15 protein-coding genes are annotated in these 26,760 nt (G+C 64.7%); 8 read left to right on the top strand and 7 right to left on the bottom strand.

Features of this window, described 5'->3' with window-relative positions; genetic code table 11:
• The first annotated feature begins 125 nt into the window (after positions 1–125).
• The 5 genes from BJ970_RS22375 to BJ970_RS22355 all read left to right on the top strand — a co-directional run bounded on the left by BJ970_RS22375 (position 126) and on the right by BJ970_RS22355 (position 11,498).
• Complete coding sequence (locus tag BJ970_RS22375; RefSeq protein WP_184728047.1) at positions 126–500, top strand: VOC family protein; 375 nt, start codon at positions 126–128, stop codon at positions 498–500.
• Between the two features lie 462 nt (positions 501–962).
• Positions 963–4,157 (top strand): DUF6603 domain-containing protein, encoded by a 3,195-nt coding sequence (locus tag BJ970_RS22370; protein WP_184728045.1) that lies wholly within the window; start codon positions 963–965, stop codon positions 4,155–4,157.
• Complete coding sequence (locus BJ970_RS22365; RefSeq protein WP_184728044.1) at positions 4,154–6,424, top strand: hypothetical protein; 2,271 nt, start codon at positions 4,154–4,156, stop codon at positions 6,422–6,424. Before BJ970_RS22370 ends, BJ970_RS22365 begins: the two co-directional genes overlap by 4 nt.
• 8 nt (positions 6,425–6,432) lie before the next feature.
• Complete coding sequence (locus BJ970_RS22360; protein ID WP_184728042.1) at positions 6,433–9,990, top strand: hypothetical protein; 3,558 nt, start codon at positions 6,433–6,435, stop codon at positions 9,988–9,990.
• An 11-nt stretch (positions 9,991–10,001) separates the two neighbouring features.
• Entirely contained in the window at positions 10,002–11,498 is a 1,497-nt protein-coding gene (locus tag BJ970_RS22355; RefSeq protein ID WP_184728041.1) for a hypothetical protein, read from the top strand.
• A 154-nt stretch (positions 11,499–11,652) separates the two neighbouring features.
• Here BJ970_RS22355 and BJ970_RS22350 read toward each other — a convergent pair whose 3' ends face one another.
• Positions 11,653–12,399, bottom strand: coding sequence for a class I SAM-dependent methyltransferase (locus BJ970_RS22350; protein ID WP_184728040.1), 747 nt, complete (start codon positions 12,397–12,399; stop codon positions 11,653–11,655).
• A gap of 70 nt (positions 12,400–12,469) precedes the next feature.
• The gene (locus BJ970_RS22345; RefSeq protein ID WP_184728039.1) at positions 12,470–13,897 is read right to left on the bottom strand and encodes a radical SAM protein; all 1,428 of its coding nucleotides are present in this window, start codon (positions 13,895–13,897) and stop codon (positions 12,470–12,472) included.
• 934 nt (positions 13,898–14,831) lie between these two features.
• On the opposite strand from BJ970_RS22345, the gene BJ970_RS22340 reads away from it, so the two are divergent.
• Entirely contained in the window at positions 14,832–16,469 is a 1,638-nt protein-coding gene (locus tag BJ970_RS22340; protein WP_184728038.1) for an amidohydrolase family protein, read from the top strand.
• 343 nt (positions 16,470–16,812) lie between these two features.
• Here BJ970_RS22340 and BJ970_RS22335 read toward each other — a convergent pair whose 3' ends face one another.
• The 5 genes from BJ970_RS22335 to BJ970_RS22315 all read right to left on the bottom strand — a co-directional run bounded on the left by BJ970_RS22335 (position 16,813) and on the right by BJ970_RS22315 (position 22,643).
• Positions 16,813–17,835 (bottom strand): NmrA/HSCARG family protein, encoded by a 1,023-nt coding sequence (locus BJ970_RS22335; RefSeq protein WP_184728037.1) that lies wholly within the window; start codon positions 17,833–17,835, stop codon positions 16,813–16,815.
• A 50-nt stretch (positions 17,836–17,885) separates the two neighbouring features.
• Positions 17,886–18,713: a polysaccharide deacetylase family protein gene (locus BJ970_RS22330; RefSeq protein ID WP_312864463.1), complete on the bottom strand. Its 828-nt coding sequence runs from the start codon at positions 18,711–18,713 to the stop codon at positions 17,886–17,888.
• 5 nt (positions 18,714–18,718) lie between these two features.
• Complete coding sequence (locus BJ970_RS22325) at positions 18,719–19,975, bottom strand: aminotransferase class I/II-fold pyridoxal phosphate-dependent enzyme (protein WP_184728036.1); 1,257 nt, start codon at positions 19,973–19,975, stop codon at positions 18,719–18,721.
• Between the two features lie 51 nt (positions 19,976–20,026).
• Positions 20,027–21,136 carry an NDMA-dependent alcohol dehydrogenase gene (locus BJ970_RS22320; RefSeq protein ID WP_184728035.1) on the bottom strand — a complete coding sequence of 370 codons (1,110 nt, stop codon included), beginning with the start codon at positions 21,134–21,136 and terminating at the stop codon, positions 20,027–20,029.
• A gap of 61 nt (positions 21,137–21,197) precedes the next feature.
• Positions 21,198–22,643 (bottom strand): aldehyde dehydrogenase, encoded by a 1,446-nt coding sequence (locus BJ970_RS22315; protein WP_184728034.1) that lies wholly within the window; start codon positions 22,641–22,643, stop codon positions 21,198–21,200.
• A gap of 70 nt (positions 22,644–22,713) precedes the next feature.
• Here BJ970_RS22315 and BJ970_RS22310 point away from each other — a divergent pair, with 70 nt between their 5' ends.
• Positions 22,714–23,721 carry a GlxA family transcriptional regulator gene (locus BJ970_RS22310; RefSeq protein ID WP_184728033.1) on the top strand — a complete coding sequence of 336 codons (1,008 nt, stop codon included), beginning with the start codon at positions 22,714–22,716 and terminating at the stop codon, positions 23,719–23,721.
• A gap of 668 nt (positions 23,722–24,389) precedes the next feature.
• On the top strand, positions 24,390–26,714 hold the full coding sequence (locus BJ970_RS22305) for an ATP-binding protein (protein ID WP_184728032.1): 2,325 nt from the start codon (positions 24,390–24,392) through the stop codon (positions 26,712–26,714).
• Positions 26,715–26,760: the final 46 nt, after the last annotated feature.

Below are 26,760 nucleotides of genomic sequence, written 5' to 3'. Positions count from 1 at the left end.
TATCCGGTGGAGGGCTGATCGCACGGCGGGTGCGCAGAAGGCACCCCCTCGGTTCGGCACGCGGACCCCCGGCGCTCGTGCGTCGCGAGTCCGTTCTTCTGTCGAACAACAACGAGGTCAACCGAATGACAGTCACGTTCAACCACACCATCATCGCTGCCAAGGATCGTAACGAGTCGGCTCGATTCTTTCGAGAGTTATTGGAACTCCCGGAAGCACCGTCCTGGGGCGTGTTCACCAACATCCAGCTCAACGACGGTGTGCTACTTCAGTTCGCCGAGCCGCCGGTAGAGATCCAGATGCAGCACTACGCATTCCTGATTGACGACGAGCTCTTCGATCGGGCGTATCGACGGCTGTGTGATCACGGCATCGAACACTGGGCCGATCCGCAGATGCGACGCCCGAGCGAGATCAACAATGGCCAAGGCGGTCGCGGGGTGTATTTCAAGGACCCCGCCGGCCACGCGATTGAGCTGATCACCCGCCCGTACCTGTAACCGAGGGAGTGCCTGGTCGGGTACCCGAAACACGGTGCCCGACCAGGCAACCAACCGGCCGAAGCCTACCGTTGCGGCAGGCGCCAAAGAGAACCCGAGCTGGGATACCGCCGGCTTCACGGTGAATTGCTCGCGCCGCCGATTTCAGCAGATGCGAACTCGCGACACTTCGGCGATCACCGTCCACAGTGGATTATTTTGCATCGCGGTAACACCAGTCCGGGCCGTCTCCAAGTCTGGTCACGGCCCTCGAAACAGCCACCCGTCGGGGTAGTTCCGCTGGCGCGGACGCGCGCTTGAGGTGATCGTGGAGCCGTTCGCAGCCGGAGAAAGGGAGCAGAATGGCCGACGACGGTACCGGTCGTATTCATGTGCTTAGCGGCCGCGAATCAAACCGCCAGCGGAACGAAAACGCAACCGCGACCTACAACGGCCGCGGTTTCCAACGTACGGAGGAGCGCGGTGCCACTCGCGGTGAGTGAGCTGAAGAATCTGCTAGCGGCCAGTTCCGGGAAGACGTTCTCGCTTTCGGGTGACAAGCTCGGCGTCGGCCGATCTGCGGAGTTGTTCGGCGCACATCTGACGGACGGAACGCTCACGGTGAGCAAGGCCGTCACGGACTCGGCGCGGCTCACGGTCAGCGGGAACATCACGCTGAAGTCGCCGGCGAGCGCGACGGTCTCGGTCACGTTCACCGCCGACGGCGCTGGCGAATCGGTGTCGGGGTACACCGTCACGATCAGCCTGAGCACGTGGGCCTTCGCGACCGTCACGGTGTCCGCTGACTACGGCGATCTGTCGACACATTTCGGGTTCACACAGCCGGGAATCGCACTGACCGGGCAGGGCGACACCGGGCGGGCGCTGTTCACCTGTGCTCTCGACAACACCCCGTTCGAAGCGCCGCTGGACGGTTCCGCGTCGCTCAGCGCGTGTAGCGGAGCGACCAAGGACACCTCGTTGTATCAGGTCGCCAGCACGATGGGCTTCGCGCTGCTCAAAGACCTCGACGTCAGCCTGACAGACCTGTGGTTTCGATACGACACGAAGGCCAGGTGTTTGCTGTTCTCCGGCACGGTCAAGCTGACCACTACCAACAACGTTCGTTGGGTACTTGTCGGCCGGCGCGGGCAGGACAAGGGGCCCTCCTTCGCAGGGGTGATCGAAGCCAGCCTCGACCTGGCCCTGTCAGGCTTGCCAGTGCTCAGCAGTTGGATTCCGAAGGAGCACGACGTTGTTATGACGCAGGCGGCGTTGGTGTTCGCCAAGGACTCGCTGACAAATCAGGACGTCGTCGACATCAACGCGGCGATCGGAGCCGGCGGCAAAACGCTGCCTACGCTACCCCCTGGACCACTCGCGGCCGGGGTGACCGCGACACTGGGCTACAAGTTCGGCGGCGTCGCCAGGGATGCGCTCAAGATCCAGCTCGGCTCGGCCTCCAGCCAGGTCGCCGAGGACGACCAGAACCCCTCCGCGCAGACAGAACAGCAGTCCAAGCCCGAGTCTCACGGACCGATCCGGCTCGACGGCATCAGCCTTGGCTACGCCAAGGGCTGTCTCCAGATCTTCACTAATATCATTGCCGCCATTCACGGCTTTACCGTCGAGATTTCCAGATTCACCGTCGCAGTCCCGCTTAACAGCGGAGTGGTCGACGGCGTCCGGATTGATGGGTTCGGTATCAGCGAGACGCTCGCCTCAGTCACCATCAAGGCCGTCCTGCTACTCCGGCAAGACAAGACATATCCAGTACGACTGGATGGTCTCGGCATGCTCAGTGCGCCGGCGATCAGCCTGGCCTTCGTCGGGTCCTACGCGCGAAAGAACGACGGCACGACGTCGTTTTTTCTCTTCGGAAGCATCGGTGTAGGCAGCGGCAAGGAGGGGTTCGGGCCAACAGCGTTTCGGGTCAAGCAGGTCTATCTCGGCGGCGGCCTCAACACCGCGATGCGCATCGGCACGGTCGCCGAGATCAGCACGTGTCCGTTCGTGGCTGGGCTGGACGATCCGAGCATCATCGGCGAGAACCCCGACCCGATCCAGTTGTTGGACGTGCTGCGAACGCAGGCTCCGCCGTGGGTCACGGACCAGGCCGGCGAGAACTGGTTCGCCGCCGGCCTGCACTGGACCACCTTTGAATTCGCCGAATTCCGGGCGCTGGCAGTGGTGGAGTTCGGCACCGATCTGGTGATCACACTGCTTGGGCTCGGACGGTTCGACTTCCCCAAGACCAGAACACCGGGCGAGACGCTGACCGCTCACCTCGAGATTGCGGCGGAGGCGCTCTACCGGCACAGCGAGGGCTTGCTCTCACTGGCCGCGCAGTTCACCAGGAACTCCTTCGTCTATTTCACCAACTACAAGCCGACCGGGGGTATCGCCCTGTGCATGTGGGTCGACCCGAGCCCGCATCAGGGCGACTTCGTGATCTGCGTCGGTGGATACCACCCAGCGTTCGTCAAACCCGGGTGGTATCCGAGCGTGCCACGGATCTCGGTGGTTGCCGACATCGACGAGCAGACGAACCTCACCGCCGCGGGCTACCTGACGATCGCGCCGCACGGCCTCATGTTTGGCGGGGCGCTCGCTGTGCAGTTCCGTAGTGGTTCGCTCTCGGCCTGGGCAACCGTCCATCTGGACACGCTCATCCAGTGGGCGCCGTTCTCCTACGACATCTCCGTCGGCGTGTCGTTCGGCGTGTCCTACACCATTAAGGTCTGGTTCGTGCACGTGACGATCAACGTCGAGCTCGGCGTTGACGTTGAACTCTGGGGGCCGCCGTTTGGTGGCAACGCCACCCTGCACCTGGAGTTCGTATCGTTCACGATCGGCTTCGGTGAGCCCCGGCCCGACGATCTCCCACCCTGTTCCTGGACGCAGTTCCAAGCGCAGCTGCCGCCCAAGGAGCAGGCAGTGCAAATGACACCGACCGAGGGGCTCACGCCCACGCCAAAACCCTCGTCATCCGGCACCGGCCCAGCCGAGACCGGCTTTCCCGGGGCCGACGAAGCGGAGACGTGGGTGGTGTCGACGCATGGCTTCACGTTCACCACGGCCACCGCCGTCCCGGCGATGTCACTTGTCTTCTGCGGAAAACCGGTTCAGTCGACCAAGGGAACCCTGCCGATCCGTGCGATGGACACCGATGCCACGTCGACGCATGCCGTCACGGTGACTCACCAGGACGGCCCGGCCGTCGATGTCGACCGGTGGATCATCGCACCCATTCTGGGCAACACACCGAAAGCCCTGTGGGGTAAAGATGCGCCGGATCTGAACGACCCAGACGGTGGCCTGGTGCCCAAGCAGCTCATTGGCCTGCGGGTGACCGTCCCAGCACCAGATTTCTCGGGCACGCTCACAACCGGGGCCGGCAACCTCAACGCCGACCCGTTGCCGGACGGGCCGATGCCCTACAACGGCACGGCCACCCCGGTCGGCCCGAAACCAACGGCCACGACCAACACCATCCAGCTCATCGCCACCGGGATCGCCGCCCCCGGACCGACAGGACAGCGTGCCGCACTGCACAACCAACTGCAAAGCCTGGGGTACGACGTGCCCGACGATCCGCTGCCCGGATACGCGGCCAGTGCCGGTCACAGCCTGGCCGCCCAGCCCCTGCTGGTTCCCGCCGGAGGTGAACCTCGATGAGCGAGGGCGTCGAATACGAGTTTCACGACACACTGATCCCGAACCTCAAAGTGGGTCTCTACACGATCACCACCAAGCACGAGCTGAGTGTGGATGACACCGGGTACTTCGACACTCCGGTCGTGCGCACCCTGGATGTCCGAGCGCCCCGGTTCGGTCTTCCCGAGAAAGCTGTCCATGCGGTCTACCCGACGGCCGGCTGCACTGGAAAGTTCGACCAGATCCTCCCCCACATCACACTCGACCGGCCCGCCCTGCCCTGGGAGAGCACGATCAGCGAGTCTCCGGCGGACGCCAAGCGGCCATGGCTCGCGCTGCTCCTGTTCGCTGCCAAGGAATTGCCCGGCGACCCCGAAGCGGTCGGCGTTACCGACTCCCGCACCGTCCGGGGACTGCGGCAAACACCCAGTAATGAGGCGATCGCGCCGGAACTCGCTGACATCGAGCCCGATCTGTTGGACAGCGTCTGCCGCACGCTGGATGTGCCGGGCGAGCTTTTCGACCAGATCGCGCCTAAGTACGACGAACTGGGTCTGCTGACCCACCTACGGCGCAGCGGGGACGAGACCGCATCACTAGCGACCTTGGCGGCTCGCGCCCGCGCACGATCGCTGCGCGGTGTGCCACGCACGGTCAGCCTCAAAGGGTTCGCCGACGGCGACGATCCCCGCTACGCCGGCCTGCACGCAGTGGTCATCGGCAACCGGTTCCCCGATGAAGGCGGTGGGCAGTTCGCGGCGCACCTGGTCAGCCTGGAAGGCTTCCGGCCCTACCTCACCCGGGAAAAGAAAAGCACCCTGCCGTTGCGCATGGTCGCGCTGCATTCGTGGACATTCCGGTCGCTACCGGACACCGGTTCGCACTTCGGCGTGTTGATGGAGCATCTCGCCGAACCGGACGGTGCGGCGCAGACCGATCCGGATCGGCTCACCCTGCGGCTGGACCCGACCGGCGCGTCCGGCGAGGTCAAAGACAGGCTGACAGCTGGCTACGTTCCGCTGACCTACCAACTCGGCTCCGGCGAACGGACATTCGCCTGGTATCGAGGCCCGCTCACGGCCACACCGGCCCAGCCGGTGCCCACCCCGACCGCGCCGGAGGCGGTCCTCACCTCGGATGCCTGGCTGGTGTACCTGGAGCGGTACGGCCTGTTCGACGCCAGCTACGCCACCGCATGGACCATGGGTCGGTCGCTGGCGTTGGCCGATCCCGGTTTCGCTCCCGCACTCATGGCATGGCGCAAGGCGGCGTGCCGGCACCTTGGCCGGCTGCTGTCGGCAACGGCCAGGCCGAGCCATGGCAGTCAGGCCGGCGCGGGGATCGCCTTCCAGGGCTTGTCCGCGGTGACGGCACTGGGCCATCGTCCCGTACGGGACCGCTTTGAAAAACGCGTCCGGCAAGACTTCGCAGCGACCCTGACCAAGGCGTTGTCCAGTGCAACTCTCGAACGCCCGCCAGCTGGTGTCGACCAGGACTCATTGTCCGCCATGGCCGTCCTGCGCGACGCATGGGAGAAGGATCCTTTGGTGCAACAGTCCGTGTCGTCGGCCACTAAGCCCCAGGCCGACCCGGTGTTGGACTGGTTGGACCGCCTCGCGCTGTTGTACCCGGTCCCCTTCGATCACCTAGTTCCCCGTGATCATCTGCTACCCACGGAGTCGTTGCGATTCTTCCACGTCGATCGTGGCTGGCAGACCGCGCTGGTATTCGGCGCGCTCAGCATCGGAGTCGCCGGTTCCCTGGACGCTGCCCTAAACACGTTGCTGCACCAGGTAATCACCTCTATCCCGGCCACGATGTCGGGAGTGGTCATCCGGTCGGCGCTGGTGCCGAGTTGGCCTGCCTTGCGCGTCCATGTCAGTGGCACGGAAAAGAACGGGAAACGCGGCGAGCTGGCGGTGTTGCGAGCGGACACGCTGGCGCCGGACGTTGCGCTGATCCTGGTAGACGGCGTGCTGGACGAATTGACCGTCGCCGAGCCCGCCCAGGGTCTGCATTTCGGATATGAGATCGACGCGAAGCACGGCCCACACGTCCACCTTCGCGACCTGAGAAACGACATCGGTCACCCGCTCGACGAGGTCTACCTGACCGGATTCACCTCCGATTACCTTCGAGGCGGCCAGCGAGTGCTCGACGTGAGCCAGCTACTTGCGGACATCCCTGCCAAACTCGGTGCCCACTCCCAGCCGGACGGCCTCACCCCTGCCGGTCTGGCCGTCCAACTGGTCGCCGCGCCCCAACAGATGACCTTCCGTCGTCATTAGGAGGCTTGATGAGCGGGAACCCACCCACGAACACCGCCCCCAATCCACTGATAGTTCCGATCGAGGTGGAGGCCCTGGTCGTCAACGACGAGGTGCGCGACAAGGTAGCGTTCCAACGCTGGAAGGCCAACTTCGCCAATCTTCCGCTCGGCCTCTCACCCGAGCCGCGGCCCTTCGACGACAACACCGCAGCCGACTGGCGCAACTGCCCCGAGGCCAATGGCGTGTATTTGCACTGGCATCTGCCCAGTGCCTTTCGTCAGGGCCACCACGACACCGCCAAGGGCGACACCACCTTTCCACTGGTTCCAAACCGGTGGCTGGTGGTGCGCTACTCAGGCGAGCCGCACCCCCGAACAGTGACGGCGTGGGTGGTCGAAAGTGACTGGCTTCCCCCACAAGGTAACAAGGGCGGAACCACCCCCTACGTCAGGCCCCATACGCAGGAGAACGTCCACATCGGACGACGAGTGGCTGCCGCCGACTGGACGGGAGAGACTGCGGACCTCCCCCCTTACCTCACCGCGATCGGTCCCGGGCTCCTCACCTTTTCCGCCTACCAGCCATACAACGAGGACGTGCTATCCATTCACGACGACCTGACCGGTGTCGCCGACGATGGCACGCTCAGCTACCTAGTGGTCGGTTGGTACTCGGCGGCCAAGCACGACCCGAGCACTCAAGTGGACAGCCTTGCCAAGCTGAGCTGGCAGGTGGCGGGCAGCACGGACACCACACCCCCAGCCACCACCCTCTACTCGGGGTACTCAATCGGCGTGCACTGGCAGCGGACCGGCAGCGTTCCGGTATCACAGCGGCCAGATGGCGAGTCAGTCGGCGTCGCGGTCGGCAACAACGCGGCTGACGCGCTTACCGGGCTGCTGCTGTCGAAGAAGGCCGACCCCCTGGACGCCGCACTTCTGGAGGCCCTGCACTACGGCCTGCTCGACGACCTGGACGACGCCGGAACAGAATCGGTGGACCAGTCCATCCATCGCGCGTGGTTCGGTGCGACCGACGGCGGTCACGTCTGGGAGATTGTGGACCGGACCTCCAATGCGGAAGACCGGGACCCTCCGCCTCCTCCGCCACTCACGAAGGCCGAGCGGGACGCCGAAGAACGACTACTGTCCACACTAAACACCGCGCAGGGCCACCACGACGCCGCTGTTCGGGAGCTATTTGACGCACAGTGGAAACTTTACGGCGTGTGGTGGCTGAACAACAGCCCAACGCTTCCGGACATCTTCGCGGATCCGTTCGCCGCCGCGCTCGACCCGGCCAAGTCCGGGTTGGCGGCAGGAGTGAGACAACGCTTCGCCGACATCGCCGCACGGCGGTCCAGCAGTTCCAACCACCCAGAACATATCCCGTGGGGCGCGACTCCAGAGGAACTGGCGCAGGCGGCCGACGCCTACCTCAAGGACCACGGGATCGACATCGCACATCGCGAACTCAAACGCGTCCCGCTGGGTGAATTCCACCGCGCCAATGACCCGGTAACGTTGCTGTGCGGTCTCAAGGGACCGGCACGCGATGATACGAACGGCCCGCTCACCTGCCGGCTTCCCGGCTCGCTGCTGACCCAAATCGACCTGGGCAACGGACTCATTTCCGCCCCGCCGACGCCACCAACTCCACCGGTCGACAAGCTCCCCACAGCCGCCGCAGTTCGCGCACTGGTCGCCGAACTGTGGCTGCTCGATCAGGCGTTCACCGCCGGCACCCTGACCAAGGTCGTGGCCGATCCAAAAGCCAAGGCGGTCGGCACGCTGCCGCAGTTCGGCGCCACGCCATGGACACAACCATGGTCCCCGCTGTATCTGATGTACGAACTGAATTTCTTCCCCATCCCCTACCAGAATGAGCACCAGACCAACTGGACGTTCGACGGCACCCGGTACCATTGGCAGGGAACAGGAACCGGCGACGCCCCCGCATACGAGATCTACAGTGGACGAATTCACCTTACTTCCAACGCCACCTTCACCCTGGCAGCGCAGATCCGCAGGTACATCGCGACCCATCCCGACACACCGACCGACAGCCTGAAGGAACTGGAACGCCAAGTCGCCCGATGGGACTTGCTCAGCCAGGCACTGGATGGCCTGACCCTGCAGATGACGCGGCGCGACCCCAGCGTGGCCGGCCACCCATACGACGAGCGCAACGAACCGACCTCGCTGGCCACTCTGATCGGCGATCAGCACCGGACGTTCCCGATCCCCGGTGATCCACCCAAGGGGTCGTCCTGGCCACAGTCGCACTTCCAGCAGACCCGAAGCGGGCAGTTCGCCTTCACCCGACTACACGTGATCGACGTGTTCGGCCAGGTCTGCGACGTCATCAACCCGGACGGAACAGGCAGCCCGCAGGACAGCGACCGCAAGCCAATCGCGTGTCCGGACTCGACCCGACCCGGCCAGACGGTGCTGGCAAAGGCTCCATACCGATTCGTCGAGCTGCGCCCGCGACTGGTCCAAAGCGCCCGGCTTCGATTCGACCACGTATCCGCACTCGACGACGACCACGTGCTCGCATTGGACATCGGAGGCAATCCGGTATGCGGATGGCTGCTGCCGAACCATCTTGACCAAGGGCTCTCGGCGTATGCGCCAACGGGAGAGGCACTCGGGGAGATGCGGGTCGTGTACGGCTCCAACAACCAGCCCGAAGTCTGGTGGGACCCGGCACCTGGGGGCCAGTACCCGGACATCGCGTCTCTGTGCCACGACTTTCGGCACCTGGCGGATTTTCTCGCTGGTCTCCGCGATGCCGGGCCAGCCTCGTTCTCCGCTTTGCTGAAAACGATCGACGAGACACTGTGGTCGGTCAACCCACTCGGCAACTGGGACGACTCGACCATGACCGTGCTGGCCGGTCGGCCGCTGGCCCTAGTCCGGGCCCGCCTGCGACTGGAACTGGACGGACCACCGTTGTTGGACCCAAGTTGGGAACAGTGGCAGTACGTTGTGGGACTGAAGGACAACCAGCCGCTGCCTCCCTTTGTGAGCTATCCGTGGTGGGTGCGGCTGGGATCGGTGTACAACCTCGACGACGGCCTGATCGGCTACCAGACAGAAGCGGACGGTTCCCGGTTCCTCGCCGTGCACGCCGCCAGCGTGTCCGACCCATACATCGAGCCGATCGGCGCGGGGTTTCCGCTCACGGTGGCTGGGACACCGGATTCAGCCCACCTCACGATGCTGATCGATCCCCGAGCCGCGGTACACGCGACCACGGACGTCCTGCCGGTGTCGGTGCTGCGGTTGCCCAGCGGATTCATTGACGTCCCACTGTCCCGAATGGAGATCGCCTTGCGGATGGGACCGCTGCTGTCCCAGGTCGCGATGCTTGGTGCGCAGGAGCAGGACCGGCGGCTGGTTCTACCACGCCCCTCGACCCGGCACGGAGACTGGACCTGGACTGACATGGGTCATGGCGGGGAAACCCTGCCGCTCGCTGCCGCCTCACCGATTGCGCACGTGCCGACCGCCCCACCGATCCTCCGCACCGGCTGGCTACGACGCTCTGGCGGCACGCGCCCCACGCCTTCGACGCCATGAAGGAGACATCCATGTTCGTTCGCCAAGTCCGCGACCCCAGCTGCGTGCTCGACTACTCGATCGACACCACACCCGCCCCCCTACAGGTCACACCGGCCAAATTCTCCCCGACACCCTCGACAATCACCGTCCTGGTGTCCAACAACACGGGCAAACCGATCACCTGCCAAAGCCTGACGTTCAATTTCAGCGTAGGCCCCGACGCCGCGGACCTCACCGAGCACCTAGACGGCGTCCACCCCCAAGTCTCCCCGGCGGGATGGGACGTGAGCCTGAGCGGCACGGCATTCATAGCCGTCCCCAATCAGCAGCGGCCCCCAAACCTCGACACCACAGGTTACGCATTCAGCTTCACCGACATCAACGTGAACGCCCAGGTCGGGGTCACCGTTCTCACTGTCGAGGAACGAACGGACTCCGGACGCGCCAAGACCACCTTCTACATCGGAAAATACCCACACGGCTTCTACTTCGGGGACTTCCATCCATCCACTTTGGATGGATCTGGGCACGCCAGCATCAATCCAGGTGACGGGATCACATTGAGCTGGTCAGCATCGGAGGGCGCCGGCTACACGCTGTTGTACGACAACAACGACCCGATCGACGTCACGAACGTGCGCTCCTGGCCGGACAAACCGCTTCCGCTGTCCCGAGACACCACGTTTTATCTCAAGGCAAGCCTCACGGCCAGCGGCAACACCATCGAGCACTACCTGGCCACCTCGGTCACCGTGACGAAGCCGATACTAGAGACCACCGCGATCACCACCAGCCAACTGACGTTCACCGACTCCCCCACGATCACCAGCGACAAGCCGATCCGGGTGACCGCGCCAGTGCTCATCGAGGGACCGCTCACGATCACCGGCCTCACCTACGCCCAAGGCGATCTCACCGTCAAGCAAGCCGGAGCCCAACAGGACAAGCTGACCACCAGTGGGCAGAACGGGGTGGCGGTCAACGGCGACACGAGCATCACGGGCGGGCTTGTCATCGAGGAAAACGCCGTCGCCAAGAAGGACCTCAAGGTGTCTGGAACGCTCGACGCCGAAGGGGACCTGACGTCCAACGGCCGACTGCTGGTCAGCCAGCTCGCGGACATCCTCGGCTACACCCCGACCCAGCTTGACATCGGTACATACCAGAGTTCGACCGGAGGTTTGGTCCTCGCCGAGGTCTGGACCACCGACCTCGACGACCTAAGCTTCGGCCAAGTTGGCATCGAATACGCCGGTCACACTCGATGTGCCACAGCGGCCCGCCCGACAAGCCCTGACCACCACAGTTTCAACGATGAGTGGCGTTTCTGGTGCGAGGACAACTCAGTTCTGCTGCCGATCGCCTCCGACAGCGCATTCACCCTCTCATTCTCCTACGACAGCGAGCATCCTGCCGCGTCCTACCAGTTCTTCTGGTATCCCCTCGGTTCGTCCAAACTGGTCCCGGTCAAGACCAAGGACTCAACACCCACTGCCGTCTCTCTCAGCAAAAGCTTTCGGCGCTGACCGCCGACTACTGTCGCGGCAACGGACCCGATCCCAGGTGGCAACATGCTTGGAGAACCACGAGATCGGCAAGACCGGCTCCGTATGCCGCGCCACCAGCTTATTGATCACACGACGGTACTCATACGCCCCTCGCCCTAGATCCCGAATCCCGTCAAGCCTTGGAGGCGACGAAGATTAGCGAACCTTGCCCGCCTCTAAATGGGGGATCTTTACGGAAGTTCCGGAACGTCTCGACAACCTTAAGCCCTGCCTCCTGCAGCATGCGCCGCAATTCAGGAGCAGTGATCACCGTCTGATCAAAGAAATTTTCGTACATCGATAGCTGGCCGTCTTGTTCGCGTACGAGCATCGTTTCCTCGTGGCGCCAATTCCCCTCGTGCGCGTTCAGCGAATGGCGAATGAAGCGGGTAATAAGAATTCTATCGTCTTTATGATGGGCAGTAATATAGGGCTGATAGTTCTCCACAAACTGGAGCAGATAGCTGACATCAACAACGAAGATTCCGTCCGGTCGCAGCCAGGAGCTAACCTTATTCAGCACGGCGCGCATTTGGTCATGCCGCAGATAGTTCAGTCTCACGAAAAGACTGTAGATGAGATTGAATTGATCATTTGTCTCATATTCATCGAGTTTGCCGCGAACGTACCGTATGTTGTTGTTACCCGCGGAATTAGCATAATCGATAAAACTTTGGCTCTGATCAACGCCTAGCAGGGTGTACTTTTTCCCCAGCCCTCGTAGTGCCCTCAGGTTGGTGCCCGTGCCGCAACCAAGGTCCAACACGTGGCCATCGTCTGGAAGGTATGATGCGAGAAACTGAGTCTCTTCTTCCAAATTGCGATAGTCTCGGCGGATGATTTCATAATACTTGCCCGGAAACTCAAAGCTCTCCGACACCTAATCCTCCAAGTAAGTTGCATCCGGGAACGCGAACGGTCCAGATTCCTAAAACCGCGCTGCTTCTTAGCTAGATGAACTCATGATTTGAACGGAGCAAGCGATAATCCAAACTGTGGATACGTCGACCATCGGCAATCTCGCGAAGCTGTCGGAGATTCGGGCTGTGGTCCCAGATATGTTCGATAGGCTCCGTGAGCGCGTTGTACCCGCCCGCATAGTCAGAGCCCTTGAGCTTTCCAGCGGTATACGACGATCCCATGGGATCCAAACGCAGTCTGCTAAAGGGCCACTCGGTCACATACGGGAGCTTGTCAATGATTTCAATGAGATCGTCGAAGGGTTCTTTCTCCTGCGCCCGGTGCAGGTAGTGTGCATGAGAAGGAATGTAGTCGCCTTCCCGCACACCCGCCAAGTATGAATCTAGGCTGGAAATAATCTCGTGGCGATCAAGCACAAGATTCCCCAGGTCGGCACCGCGTCCAACCGGAGAAAGGAAACCAATATCGAACCACCGCGCTCCGAGTTCCATCGATAGTCGACCCATTTGCCGGACCGTCTCATAGTTGTTCTTGTGCAGAGTGGCTCCAACTGATACCGCGATGCCCTCGGACGCCAGTACCCTGACACGCTCCTTAAATGTTTCAAAAGCGCCCCGGCCCCGCATCCAGTCGTGGGCGACGGCATCGGCGCCGTCGAGGCTGGTACCGACGTGCCAAAGATGACGAAGGGATCTGATCCGGTTGAGGCTGGCCCCATCGAGAGCGACAGTGTCGCTACGCACGTACACGCTAAGACCCGCGTCGTCTGCGGCATCCACGATGTCAAACGAGTCATCTCGGAATAGCGGGTCGCCGCCCGTAAGCTGCACGATAAGGACGCCCGCTGCGGCTAGTTTCTTGAACACCGTCGACCATTGTTCTGCCGTCAACTCGTTCGACAAGCGAGCAGTGGGTGAGGATTCATAGGCACAGTGCCGGCACGCACGGAAACATCCATAGGTGACTTCGATTTCGGCAAGGACCGGACTCTGCAAATACTCAAGATCTATGTTTCGAACGGGAAAGTGCCGGACAACCGTGTTAGCAGGTGACACACTGAGTAGGTTGTTGCGGATCAGTGCAGCGATGGTGGATTCGCCATCGGACCCCACTCGGGACACGGATAGGAGTTGCTGTGGCGTTAGCCCGGGCGTGAGAGCGGACTTAAGCAATTCGTATGCGGTCGAGTCGACCATGAAATGCCGGTGTCCGTCGCAGTCGTACAGGATACCGCCGAAAAATTCTTGGCGAAGTTTTGCGTTGAATGGAATATAGAGCGGCCGATCTACGATAGGCACATTCCGCTCGCGAACCGGAGCCAGGGCAAGCTCGGGAGAATTCCCGCAGTCGAGCATGGGATGAAGGTCCCGACCGCGAAAGAATGGTTCTGAATAGGCGAAATTTTCCCGCATAATTTTCTCCTGCAAAGGAGAAAGACTTCGGGTAGAGACGGGCATATCGACTCCTAATCCGTGATGAGACGTAAGGCTCTGCCGGGATACTTTGGGCAAGTGGCCACACATTGCGGCTACTAGCGAATGTGCGGCATCTGAAGTTTTCGTAAGGTCGTTTCATAAGTTCTTACCAAGAGTTTGTCGACCTCGCGTGTCCATGGTCAACAAGAAGCACTCGAACGGTTGTCACCCTGATCGTTTGGCGAGCGGTGTGCATAAAGCCGGTTGTCGGAGTGCGAATGCCTACAACACCGGGATCGCGTTCGACCTGCGCGATGTTGTGCTCCGTCGGCGTGCAAGGGCAGGAAAGTGTCCTAGGTATTCGGGGCGCCGTTGATCGCAGGGACGACGCTGATGGCGTTACGGGGAGCGGCTTGGTGTGCCACCGGTTTTCCGGACGTCTACGTCAACGTCGCCACGCTGCACGATGATCTCCGCAAACAGGTCCGCCCCTGATGGTCTGACAGCCGATCGGCTATTTCCCGTTTCCCTCGATCAGGTTCCGGCCGCTGGATCCCGGACGATCGCGTGACACTGCCGAGTCGCGCTGCGCAGTGGCGAGGACGTGGCCGATCTGGGTGCGTCCCTACCAGGACGGGGGACCAAGGCATACCGGTGGACGTCTCGTGGCGTTAGCGTCGGCGCCCGGAAAGGTGGTGGCACCATCCCGGACGAGGCAGCCGGGCGCCACCCCGACCACCACGCCCCTCAGACAGGCGTCACTCGCGTGTTGGGAAGCAACGGTATGGAGGTCACACACCGTAGGCCGATTCCCAAGCCAACCACAATCTGTGAATTCAATTCGAATTGTTGTTGGCTACCATTCTGATCTCCACGTAACTCTCAGCAGTCGGCAGAGGACAGGAGTGCCAATGCCCGGCTCCAGCCCAGGCGACTGGAATCCCGTTGTGGTCGCTGGCGCAGACCCGTGACCGCTATGCGAACCCGACGATCGGAGACGACGCAGGGAGGGCCTCGGCGGCATCGCCTCGGGCGAGCGGGCCGCGCGGTCGTGGTCGCCGCCACGCTGTTCCCCCTGCTCGCTCCCACCGCCCCGGCCGTGGCCCACGACCAGCCGCCCACGGCACGGGCCATGCAGCCCTTGGGCGGGGACATTCATCACCACCTGCACGGAGCGGTGAACACAAACACGATCATCACCTGGGCGATCATGGACGGACTTTGCCTCGATGAGGCGACCTGGACCGCCCGAAACCGGGTGGATGACCAGTGTCCCGGAGCCACCCGCCCGATCACCGGGCAGGACCGGCCTAATCTCCTGCGGCAGTGGTCCATGCGAGACTTCCAGTTCCCGCCCGACGGCGATCCCAACCCCGGCCACGACCACTTCTTCGGCACGTTCGGCCGCTACGACGCGGCCATCGCCGGCCGCGACCAGGACATCCTCGCCGAGGTCGCCCGCACCGCCGCCATTGAACATGTCAGTTACATCGAAACCCTGCTGGGCGCCCAGTCCAGTCAACTTCGGCGCTTCGTCGCCAACACGCCCCTGCCGGACCCCAACCCGGACAACCTCGGCGAGTTCTACGACCAACTCACCCAGGCCGACGGGTTCACCGGTATCGTCGACGCAGCCGCCGCCGAATACCAGAGCAAGTATGTCGGCTACCGTAGCCCGAATCACCTCAACTGCAACGAGGCCAATCCCACCCCGGCATGCCGCGTGGTGATCCGCTTCGACTTCCAGGCCCGGCGCACCGACACGCCGAAGTTGGTGTTCGCCCAACTCATCCTCGGCGTCCTCCTGGCCAGCGACGCCAGTACCAAGGTGGTTGGCGTCAACCTCGTCCAACCCGAGGACGACCCGACCGCGCTGAGGGACTACCGCCTGCACATGGCCATGGTCGGATTCCTGACCAACAAACTGCTCAACGCCAAATTCAGCCTTCACGCCGGCGAACTCGTCTACCGCCTCAACCAAGTCCAGCGGTACATGCGGCAGGACCCGCCCCCGGAGGACCCGTTGTCCTTCCACGTCCGCGCAGCGGTGGAGGCGGGGGTCAAACGCATCGGCCACGGCGTCGATTTCTTCTCCGAAGCCGACCCGGAAGGCCTGGCCGCCACGATGCGCGAGAGACATATCCTCGTCGAAGTACCGTTGAGCAGCAACGACGGAATTCTTCGCGTCACCGGCCGTGACCATCCGTTGCAACGCTGGCTCAACGACATGGCCGACCGGGTGCCCGTAACGTTGTCCTCGGACGACCCCGGCATCACCAACAGCACCCTGGCCAGCGAGTACCAGTTCGCCATCGCCACCCAAAGCCTCACCAATGAACAGCTCGTGACCCTGTCCCGCGCCTCGCTCGACCACGCCTTCGTCGAAGGCGAGAACCTCTGGATCGTCCCGGACAACTACCAGCAGAACAACGTCATCGACATCTGCCGCGCCATCCCCCTCGGCACCACCTGGGACCAGCTGGACCCCGCGTGCCGCGACCGGCTGCACGCGAGTACCAAGGCGACCCTGCAATGGCAGTACGAGATCGACCGAAAGGCCGCGCCCCACGCAACCCTGTCCCACGACGACCGAACCCTGGCGCCCGCCAGGTAGCTGTCTACAGTGGACATAGCACCCGCATGCCCATGGCGCTTCGCTACCAGCTGGCCGCCGACCCCGATGCCTCCATATCGGCGCACCCAGAACAGCACTTCCACCGCCACCCCGCCCCGCCGACGCCCGGGCCCGGATCGCGGATCCGTTCGCCTTTGAACCCGCTCCGGGCCCTTTCGTCCAAACCGGACCCACGAGGTTCTGGCCGTCACCACCTGACCTTGACTACGTCCTCGGCATCAGCCACCGAACTCGTCCGCGACGGCACCGGCCGCAGCGCCGGTCCGTCGCGGACGACCAGGCGTTGGCCCAGGAGCGGATGGGGGCGTGTCGCTGCGTACGCTCAGCCTTCGTGGCGCGCGGGATCGTCGCGGCCACCGACCTGGACCGGCCGGGCCTGCACCTCGTGGACGGTGCCGTCCCAGCCGGACGCGCGGACCCAGTTCTCGAATGACATCAACTGCGGATGAAGGCGACGCAGGTAGGCGACGTCCCGGGCCCGGTCGAACACGTTGTAGTCCTGGAAGAACTCGAACATCGCCGCCAGGTCGTGACCGATATCGGGCATGGCCGCGCGCACGTCGTCGAGCGGCACCGGGCGGTAGATGCTGGGGATACCGGTAACGCGCTCGAAGGTGGCGGCGATCTGCTCGCCAGTGAGACTGTCGGCCACCACCCGCAACGTCCGGCCGCGCCACTGCTGCCAGTCCTCGAGCATGAGGCTCGCGAAGAATGCGATGTCGTCGAGTCCGATGAGCGGGTACCGGCCAGCGCCGAGCGGCACGGCGAACGTCAGGCCCTCCCGACCGTCGGGCAGCCGTCCCCTTTCCGGTGCCATCCGGAATTGGAAGTTCTCGAAGTACGGCGCGGTCACCAGCACCGCGACGCTCGTCGAGTACCAGCCGTCGCTGTTCTTGCGCATCGCCTCCTCGGATTGCCGAAGCGCGATGTGGGCCGCCACGGCCGCCTTGGCGTCGTAGTGTGGCACGGGGATCCGGCCGTCGGTCAGCACCCCGGCGTAGTCCAGCGAGGACCACACGAACCGCGCGACGCCTGCTTTCTCGGCGGCCTGCAGCGCATTGAGACCTTGCTCGTACTCCCGCGCCGGCGACATCGTGGCGAAGAAGTCAGTGTTGCAGAAGACGCCATCGACGCCTTTCATCGCATTCTCGACCGACGCCGGGTCCGCCAAATCACCCTGAACGAGCTCCACCCGTCCTCGACTGGCCGTGCGCAGGGCCGTCGCCCGATCCGACGATGGGTCCCGCGTCAGCACGGAAACCGTTGTGCGCGGTTCGGCGAGGAGGCGACGGACGACGGGGGTCCCCATCGCTCCGGTGCCGCCGATCACCAGCACAGTGCTCATGCATTGCTCCTTGATCTTGTGGGGTTTGCCGTTGTTTGGGTCGGAAATTGCTACGACGGCTTGTGCTGTTCGAGAATCCAGGACGCGATCTCGGCGTGGGTCGCGATCCACACGGCGGAGCCCGCGGATTGGATGTGGTCGAGGATCTGCTCGAAGGCTGCGGCCATCGCCGGCCGCCCGCTCACATGCGCGTGGACGGTGACGTTCAGCACCTCTGGTCGTCCGGTGGACAGCAGGTAGTCGAACGTGTCGCAGTAGATGTCGCGAACGCCTCGCGGCCCGGCCGAGGCCGCCCGCACGTCCGTCACGTCGCTGTGCATGATCGCGACGAGCGATCCGCTTGCTGTGTTCACAACCTGCGGCAAGTCGTGGTCGTTGTGGTCGCTCCACCACACGTATCCGCACTGCGCCAGCAGCTCTGCCGTTCGTGGTGAGGCCGTGGCGCGCGGGCTGAGCCAGCCCCGGGGCCGGACTCCGGTGAGTTCTTCGAACGCCGCCGTGCAGCGCCGGATGTTCTGCAGTTCCGCGTCCCGGTCGAGCGATGACACCATGACGTCCTGGGCCAGCGAGTGCCCGGCGATCTCGTGGCCGGCGGCGCAAATGGAACGGACGGCCTCCGGTGCCCGCTCGACGGCCAGCGCGTTCGTCGGCCAGGTGGCCCGGATTCCGCGCTCGGCGAGGATGTCCAGGAGTCGCCACACGCCGGTCGTCGTGCCGTAGTCGGCCCACGACATGCTGTGCAGATCCAGGGTGCCGGGCGGTAGCGGCCACGACGTCGCCATCGGGGCGTAGACCGGCCAATGATGACGGGACCACTGCTCGTAGGCGACCGTGATCATGACGGCGACTGAGCTCTGGTCCGGCCAGGCCGTCGACACCGGTCTCAAGAGCCGCTCCCGTCATCGAACCTGCTCGACGCGTCGGCCGGAGCCGAATTTCGCGCGCGGGCGGGCAGCATCCCCCGCTGCGCACACGCGCGGTCGAGCGCATCGAGGACACGGTCGATGTCCTCGACCGTGTGCGCGGCCGACGCCTGCAGACGCAGCCGCGCCGCACCGCGGGCCACGATCGGGAAGGTGAGCGCGGTCGCGAACACGCCGAGCCGTCGCAACGACCGGCTCACCTCGCGCGCAGCGTCGTCGTCGCCGATGATCACCGGCACGATCGGATGGTCTCCGGACACGCTCGGCAGCCCGAGGCCAGCGACACCGCGCCGCAGTTGGTCGGTGCGGCTGCGCAGGGTGGCCAGGGGCTCGGAGTCGTCGCTAAGGATGTCGAGGGCCGCTAGAGCACCGGCGACGACGGGAACCGAAGGGTTGTTGGAGAAGACGAACGGTCGGGAGCCGGTGCGCAGCCACGCCGACAGATCGGACGTGGTCGCGACAAATCCGCCCGAAGCGCCGCCCAGCGCCTTGCCGAGGGTCCCGGTTACGACGTCGACACTGCACAGGACACCTTGAGCTTCGGCCGTGCCCCGGCCCGTGGTTCCGACGACCCCGAGGCCGTGGGAGTCGTCGACCACCAGCAGGGCATCGTGTTCGTCCGCCAGCTTGACGAGCGTCGCCAGGTCGGCCTGGTCACCTTCCATGCTGAAGACCCCGTCGGTCACGATGACCTTCACGGCGGTCGCGGGCTGCCCGGCGAGTCCGTCCCGTAAGGACGCTTCCGAGCCCCGTTCGTATCGGCTCAAGTGCGACAGGGTCGCCCGCTGCGCCCGGATCGCGTCGATGATGCTCGCGTGGTTGAGCTGATCGGAGAATACGGCGAGGGTCGCACCGACTCGGTTCGACAGTTCGGCCAGCATCTCGAAGACTGCGGCGTTCGCGGTCCAGCAGGACCCGAACAGCACCGCGTCGTCGGTCCCGCTCCAGTCGGCGAGCCGCTGTTCGAGCCGGCGATGCAGGCCGGTCGTGCCGGACAGGGGCCGCGTCGACGCGGTGCCCAGGCCCCACCGCCGTATCGCGTCGCCGGCCGCCGCGACCACCCGTGGGTGCCGCGCGAGACCCAGATAATCGTTCGACGCCATGTTGATCAGGTCGGTCGACTCGACCCGTACATGCCCTGGCGAGCCGCCCTCGACGACCACCGGGGCGCCGGACGCGGAATCTCCGGCGAGTTGTCTCAGCGCGCGCGGAATCATCGGATCCGCCGAGGGCGACGGAGACGACGGGTCAGGTGCGCGCTGCGGTGGTCAGAAGGTGATGACGCCGCGCAGAATCCTGCCCTGCCGCATGTCCTCATAGCCATCGTTCACCTCGTTGAGCTTGTACCGGTGCGTGATCAGTTCGTCGAGCTTGAGCTTGTCGTTGCGGTAGAGATCCAGCAGGCGCGGGATGTCGACGCGCGGGTTGGCCGAGCCGAACAGGGCTCCACGCACCTGCTTTTCCATCAGCGTCAGGTCGAGGGGGTTCATCGAGACCGTCGACTCCTCGGCGTTGTGCACGTTGGTGACGACGACACGGCCGCGCTTGCCGCACAGCCGTAGCGCGTCGCCGATGTCCGATCCCGTGCCCAGGTCTTTGGTATTGATCACGACGTCCGCGAGTCGGCCGCGGGTGAGCTCCTGCAGCAGGGCAAAACCCTCATCGGTGTCGTGGGCCACGTGGGTCGCGCCGAACTCGGGTGCGCGATCCCGCTTGTACTGGACGGGATCGACGGCCAGGATGCGCTCGGCCCCGGCCAGGGCCGCCCCTTGGACGGCATTGATGCCGATGCCGCCTATTCCGATGACGACGACGGTGTCTCCGGCGCGCACCTCGCCGGCGTTGACGGCCGATCCCCATCCCGTCACGACGCCGCAACCGAGAAGGCAGGCACGGTCGAGCGGCACGTCCTGTTCGATCTTGATGCAGTTGGCCTCGTTCACCACGGAGTGCTCGGCAAACGTTCCCAGCATGCAGGTCGTTCGCAGATCTTGTCCCCGCGCGTGATGCCGAGCGGTGTGGTCGCTGACCTGCCAGCCCTCGGGCATGTACATGCCCAGGTCGCACAGGTTCTGATGGCCGGTCGAGCATGCCGGGCATCGGCCGCATGCGGCGATGAATCCGAAGACGACGTGGTCGCCCGGTTCGAGCCCGCGCACACCCGGTCCGACCTCCTCGACGACGCCGGCGCCCTCGTGGCCCCCGATCATCGGCAACGGAAACGGCAGATCGCCGCGCAGGATGTGCTCGTCGGAGCGGCAGAGGCCGGACCCTCCCATCCGCACCAGTACCTCTCCCGATTGCGGTGGATCGAGGTCGATCTCCTCGACCGTCCACTCAGTATTTTGTTCCCAACAAATCGCGGCACGGGTCTTCACGTCGACTCCTCATTGAATAGACGGCGGCACTGGATAGACGGCAGTACTGGGCTCGGGTGGGTCAGAGATAGATGGACTTCAGCTGCTGGTAGTTGGCTAGCCCCTCGGGACCGAACTCGCGGCCGAGACCGCTGGCCCGCACGCCGCCGAAGGGGGCGATGGGATCGGACATGTAGTGGTTGACGCCGATGGATCCGGTGCGGATCCTGCGGGCGATGTCGCGTCCGTGCTCGGCGTCGCGGGTCCACACCGATCCGCCGAGCCCGAAGTCGGAGTCGTTGGCCAGCCGGATCGCGTCCTGCTCGTCCTCGTAGGGGGTGATCACGAGGACCGGGCCGAAGATTTCCTCCTGGGCGATCACCTGACGGTTGTCCACGTCGGCGAAGACGGTCGGCTCTACGTACCAGCCGCGGTCGAGATGACCCGGCCGACCGCCGCCCACGGTCAGCCGGGAGCCCTCGTCCTTGCCCTTCGCGATGTATGCCTCCACCCGATCACGCTGGCGGGCGGTGGCCAACGGCCCTACCTGCGTCGTCGGATCGAGAGGGTCGCCGACCTTGAGGGATTCGGCGAGCGACGACACAGCATCGACCACCTCGGCGTACCGGCTGCGCGGTGCAAGCACCCTGGTGCTGGCGAAACATGCCTGGCCGTTGTTCATCATCGTGGCCGCGAACAACTCCTGCTGCATGGCCTCGGAGTCCAGGTCGGCGTCCTCCAGCACGATCGCGGCCGACTTGCCCCCCAGTTCGAGCGTCGCCGGTCGCAGCAGCCGTCCGCAGGTCTCGGCGACGGCCCGGCCGGCAGCGGTCGAGCCGGTGAACGCCACCTTGTCGATGCCGGGGTGCGCCACGAGGTAGGCACCGACCTCGCGACCCGCCGGCACGATGTTGATGACGCCGTCAGGCACCCCGGCCTCGATCAGCGCCTCGGCGAAGAACACCGAGTCGAGCGGCGCTTCCGGTGATGGCTTAAGGACCACTGTGGCACCGGCTGCGAGCGCGGGGGCGTACTTGAGCGACGCCAGCGTCTGCGGAGCGTTCCACGGCACGATGGCCGCCGCGACGCCTACCGGTTCTCGGCGCACGATCACTGGGCGACCCAGCAGCCCGTCCCGGTGCTCCTCGCTCGGCGTCGCGCAGATCAGGTCGGCGTAGTAGCGCAGCAGCAGCGACGGCAATGCGCCCTCAAGCACCTCGGCGAGAGCCATCGGCATGCCGTTCTCCCGGCAGACAGTGCGCGTGAGCTCGTCCTTGCGCGCGTCGAGTGCGTCAGCCAGGCGGCGCATCACTTCGGCGCGCGCGGTCGGCTCCCAGTTCGACCAACCGGTCGGGTCGTCGAACGCGCGTCGCGCGGCTGAGACGGCCGCGTCGATGTCCGCTTCCTGTCCCTCCGGCACGCCGCCAAGCACCTCTTCAGTGCTGGCGTCGATGACGGTGATGCGCCGGTCGGAGGCGGGGCTGCGCCACCTGCCGTCGATGAAGAACGAATGCTGGTCCGTGGTCATGCGGACACTTTCATCGAAACTTCGACGCGGCGGTATTGGCCTGCGAGCCAATAGCCGTAATAATCGGGCCATGCCGCATCGGGTCGCCGTCCTCGCGCTGGACGGAGTCAAACCTTTCGATCTGGGAATCCCCGGTCAGGTCCTCGAACAGGCGGCCGACGCCTCGGGGCGGCCGTTGTACTCGGTCTCCATCTGCTCTTTGGGCGGTCGGCCGGTGCGCACCAATCAGGGCTTCATCGTGTCGCCGGAGCACGACGAGCGCCTGCTCGCTGAGGCCGACACGGTCGTGATCGCGACCCAGGATCCGAGGCGCGACATGCTGGGCCGCGGTCCCCTCTCGCCCGACCTCGTCGCGGCGCTCGCCTCGATTCCCGCGACGACGCGGGTGGTCAGTCTGTGCAGCTCGGCCTTCGTGCTCGCGGCGGCGGGCATGCTGGACGGCCTGAGCGCCACGACGCACTGGGCGTTGTGCGCCGAGTTCGCGCAGCGATTCCCGCTCGTCGACGTGAATCCGGGCGTGCTGTTCGTGGACAACGGTCGGGTCCTCACCGCCTCCGGTGCCGCCGCCGGTATCGACCTGTGCCTGCACCTGGTGCGTCGCGACTTCGGAGTCGACGCTGCCAACGCCGCGGCCCGCCGCTGCGTGGTCGCGCCGTGGCGCGAGGGCGGTCAGGCGCAGTTCATCGAGCATCCCGTGCCCGTCCACGGCGACAGCTCGACCTCGTCCACCCGACAGTGGGCCGTCGAACGGCTGGCCGAGCCGTTGCGCTTGGCAGACCTCGCCCGGCACGCCCACATGAGCGTTCGGACCTTCACCCGGAAGTTCCGCGCCGAGGTGGGACAGAGTCCGCAGCAGTGGATTACCCGCCAGCGCGTCGACCGCGCCCGCCGCCTGCTGGAAACGACCGACCTGACCATCAACGAGATCGCGACGGCGGTCGGGTTCGCCGACCCGGTCCAGCTCCGCACCCACCTCCGAGCGGCCATCGGACTGTCCCCGCACGCGTACCGGCGCGCCTACTCAGTGACACGGTGGTCGGACGGCGAGACAGCGGTCCCCGGGGCGAAGACGAGCTGACCGCGCCGATCTCGTTTCCAACAGCGCTCTGCTGGCATGACCGCCGTGTACGCGAGCGCGAACGGCCGCCCGAACAAGATCGGCCTTGCGCTGGTGGGTGCACCGCGGTTTCCAGGGGTCCAAAACAGGTGGCAGGCGGATGTGACTATTTTCGCCGGGCGCCGTAGGGAGCTGAGCGAGGTAAGACGGGCCTTGTCGTCGTGGCTGGTGACCCTGGTTGGGATGGGAGTGGGGCGGTAAGACGCGATTGGCCTAGCGTGTCGCATGGGAATTGCGGCGTACCTCCCCCGATGGGGTCTGGATGGTCGAACTTGGTGTGTTGGCCGAACAGATGCGGCGTCACTGGTTCGGACCTGACCAGGCCGGCTGGTTTACCCGGATGCGGGAAGAACACGCCAACGTCCGAACAGCACTCGAATTCTGTCTTTCCGAGCCCGGTGAGATCGCAGCGGGAATGCACATCGCGTATGCCTTGCGGGACTACTGGCGGTTCAGCGGGCTCATCAATGAGGTGCCACTCCGAGCAGGAATCGCCTGCGGCTGCTCGTCAGTGCCAGTCCCCTCGTGCTCCTGCAAAGTAATGTCCCCGCCGCAGCCGAACTGATCGCACGCCCTGGGGGTTCGGCGTCGAGGCGTTTCACGGGCCACCGAGCTAGCCTGGAACTGCTATGACCGACGTGTCCGCGCAGCGCTTGCCGGAAAAATGGCCGACCGAGGTCACCAGCTTCGTCGGCCGGCGCAAAGAGCTGAGCCAGGTCAGGCAGGCGCTGTCCTCCTCCCGGCTGGTCAGCCTGACCGGCGTGGGCGGCGTGGGCAAGACCAGGCTGGCCTCGCGCGCCGCCTGGAACATGCGGCGAGCCTTCCCCGACGATGTCTGGCTGGTCGAACTCGCGGGCCTGGAAGACGAGGGGCTCGTTCCCCAAGCGATCGTGTCCGCACTGGGCATCCACGATCAGTCCACACGCTGGACCGCCGAGACAGTAGCCGAGCGTGTCGCGGACCGGCGTCTGCTGCTGGTGCTCGACAACTGCGAACATGTGCTTCACACCTGCGCGCTCACCGTGGCGGCCCTGCTCGAACGGTGCCCTAAACTGCGGATCCTGGTCACCAGCCGCCAGGCGCTCGGCATCGCCGGCGAGTCCATCCTGCCGGTCTCCGCCCTGGAATGCCCGGATGCCGACAGCGGTGTCAGGCCCAGTGCGTTGGCCGGTTACGAAGCTATCGCGCTGTTTTCGGACCGTGCGAAAGCGGTCCTGCCGGACTTCGTCCTCGATGACCGCAACGGACGTGTCGCCTCCGGCATCTGCCGACGACTGGACGGCATTCCCCTGGCAATCGAACTGGCGACGGTGAGCCTGAAAGTGCTGTCCCCCGAGCAAGTCCTGCGACGGCTGGACGACCGGTTCAGCCTGCTCACTACCGGCAACAGGGCCGCGCAGCCGCGACATCAGACGCTGCGCGCCCTGATCGAATGGAGTTGCGATCTGTGCTCCAGCAACGAGAAGAAGCTGTGGGCACGTACCTCTGTCTTCGCCGACAGCTTCGATCTCGACGGTGCCGAGGCGGTCTGCGCGGACGAAAACCTGGCCCAAGCCGACGTTCTAGGCGCACTGGCGGGACTGGTGGACAAGTCGATCCTCATCCGCGATGACCGTGGCGACCAGGCCCGGTACCGGCTGCTGGAGACCATCCGGCAGTACGGCCGCGACATGCTGCGACATTCCGGCCAGGAGACGCCGGTCCGCCAACGGCACCGGGACTGGTGCCTGAACCTGGCCGAGCAGATGCAGCAGCACTGGTTCGGCCCCAATCAAGCCCGTTGGTTTGCACGCCTGCGAACCGAACACGCCAACATTCGCACCGCACTCGAATTCTGCCTGAACGAGCCGACAGGTACCGTGGCTGGAACGCGCATCGCCGACGCCCTCAGCGACTACTGGCGCGTTAGCGGACTCACTAGTGAAGGCCGCCGCTGGTGCGACCGAATCCTTCAGCAAGGCACCGAGAAAGACGGCGACCGGCTGCGTTTGCTCATTAGTGCCAGCTATCTCGCCCTTCTGCAAAGCGATGTTCCCGCAGCAGCCACTCTCATCAGCGAGGCCCGCACGCTCACTGCCGACCACGACGGAGACACAGCCGCACTGCTCCGGGTTGCCGAAGCCCTCAACGCAGCGCTGCAAGGCGACTTCTCAAATGCGGTTAAGTTCTGCGAAGAAGTGATTCCCCGGCTGCGGTTTTCCGGGGACCTGCCCTGGTTTTCCACCGCCCTCGTCGTCCTCGGCGTCAGCGCCTCACTGCACGGCGACTCAGAACGCGTCACCGCCGCATACGAGGAACTTCTCGCGCTCTCACGCGAATACGGCGAAAGCTGGCGCTGCTCGTACGCCCTCTGGGGCCTCGGCGTTGAGGCCTGGCGGCAAGGCCAGCCGCAACGAGCCGCCACACTCGCCCGCGAAAGCCACGACCTCCAGCAGGCATTCAACGACCACCACTGCACCGGACTGTGCGTCGAAACGCTCGCATGGGTCGCCACAAGCGAAAACCGCCACGACGACGCCGCCCAGCTGTTCGGCACCGCCGAAACCATCCGCCGCGAAGCCGGCGCACCACTGCTGACCTTCTTCAGCCACTACCACGACGAATGCGAACAACGGACCCGCCACGCTCTCGGCGACGACCAGTACCGCCGCCGCTACGCCCAAGGTGCGGACGTCAGCCTCGAACAAGCCATCGCCTACGCCCGCGGCAAACCGCCACGCACCGCGCCCGCTCCCCGGCAAAAGCCGGGCGCAGGCCTTAGCCGACGCGAGCGGGAAATCGCCGAACTCGTGCGCCAAGGCATGAGCAACAAGCAAATCGCCAGCAACCTGGTCATCTCCCAGCGCACCGCCGAAGCCCACGTCGAGCACATTCTCATCAAACTCGGCTTCACCTCACGCTCCCAAATCGCAGTCTGGGCCACCGAGCACGACAACACCCCGCACGCCAGCTAGAAACGAACGCGCAGGCTCCTGCACGTGTAGGGCTTATGCCGAGAAG

Source organism: Saccharopolyspora phatthalungensis (assembly GCF_014203395.1).
Taxonomy (GTDB): domain Bacteria; phylum Actinomycetota; class Actinomycetes; order Mycobacteriales; family Pseudonocardiaceae; genus Saccharopolyspora; species Saccharopolyspora phatthalungensis.
This window is presented reverse-complemented; position numbering and strand designations above follow the sequence as displayed.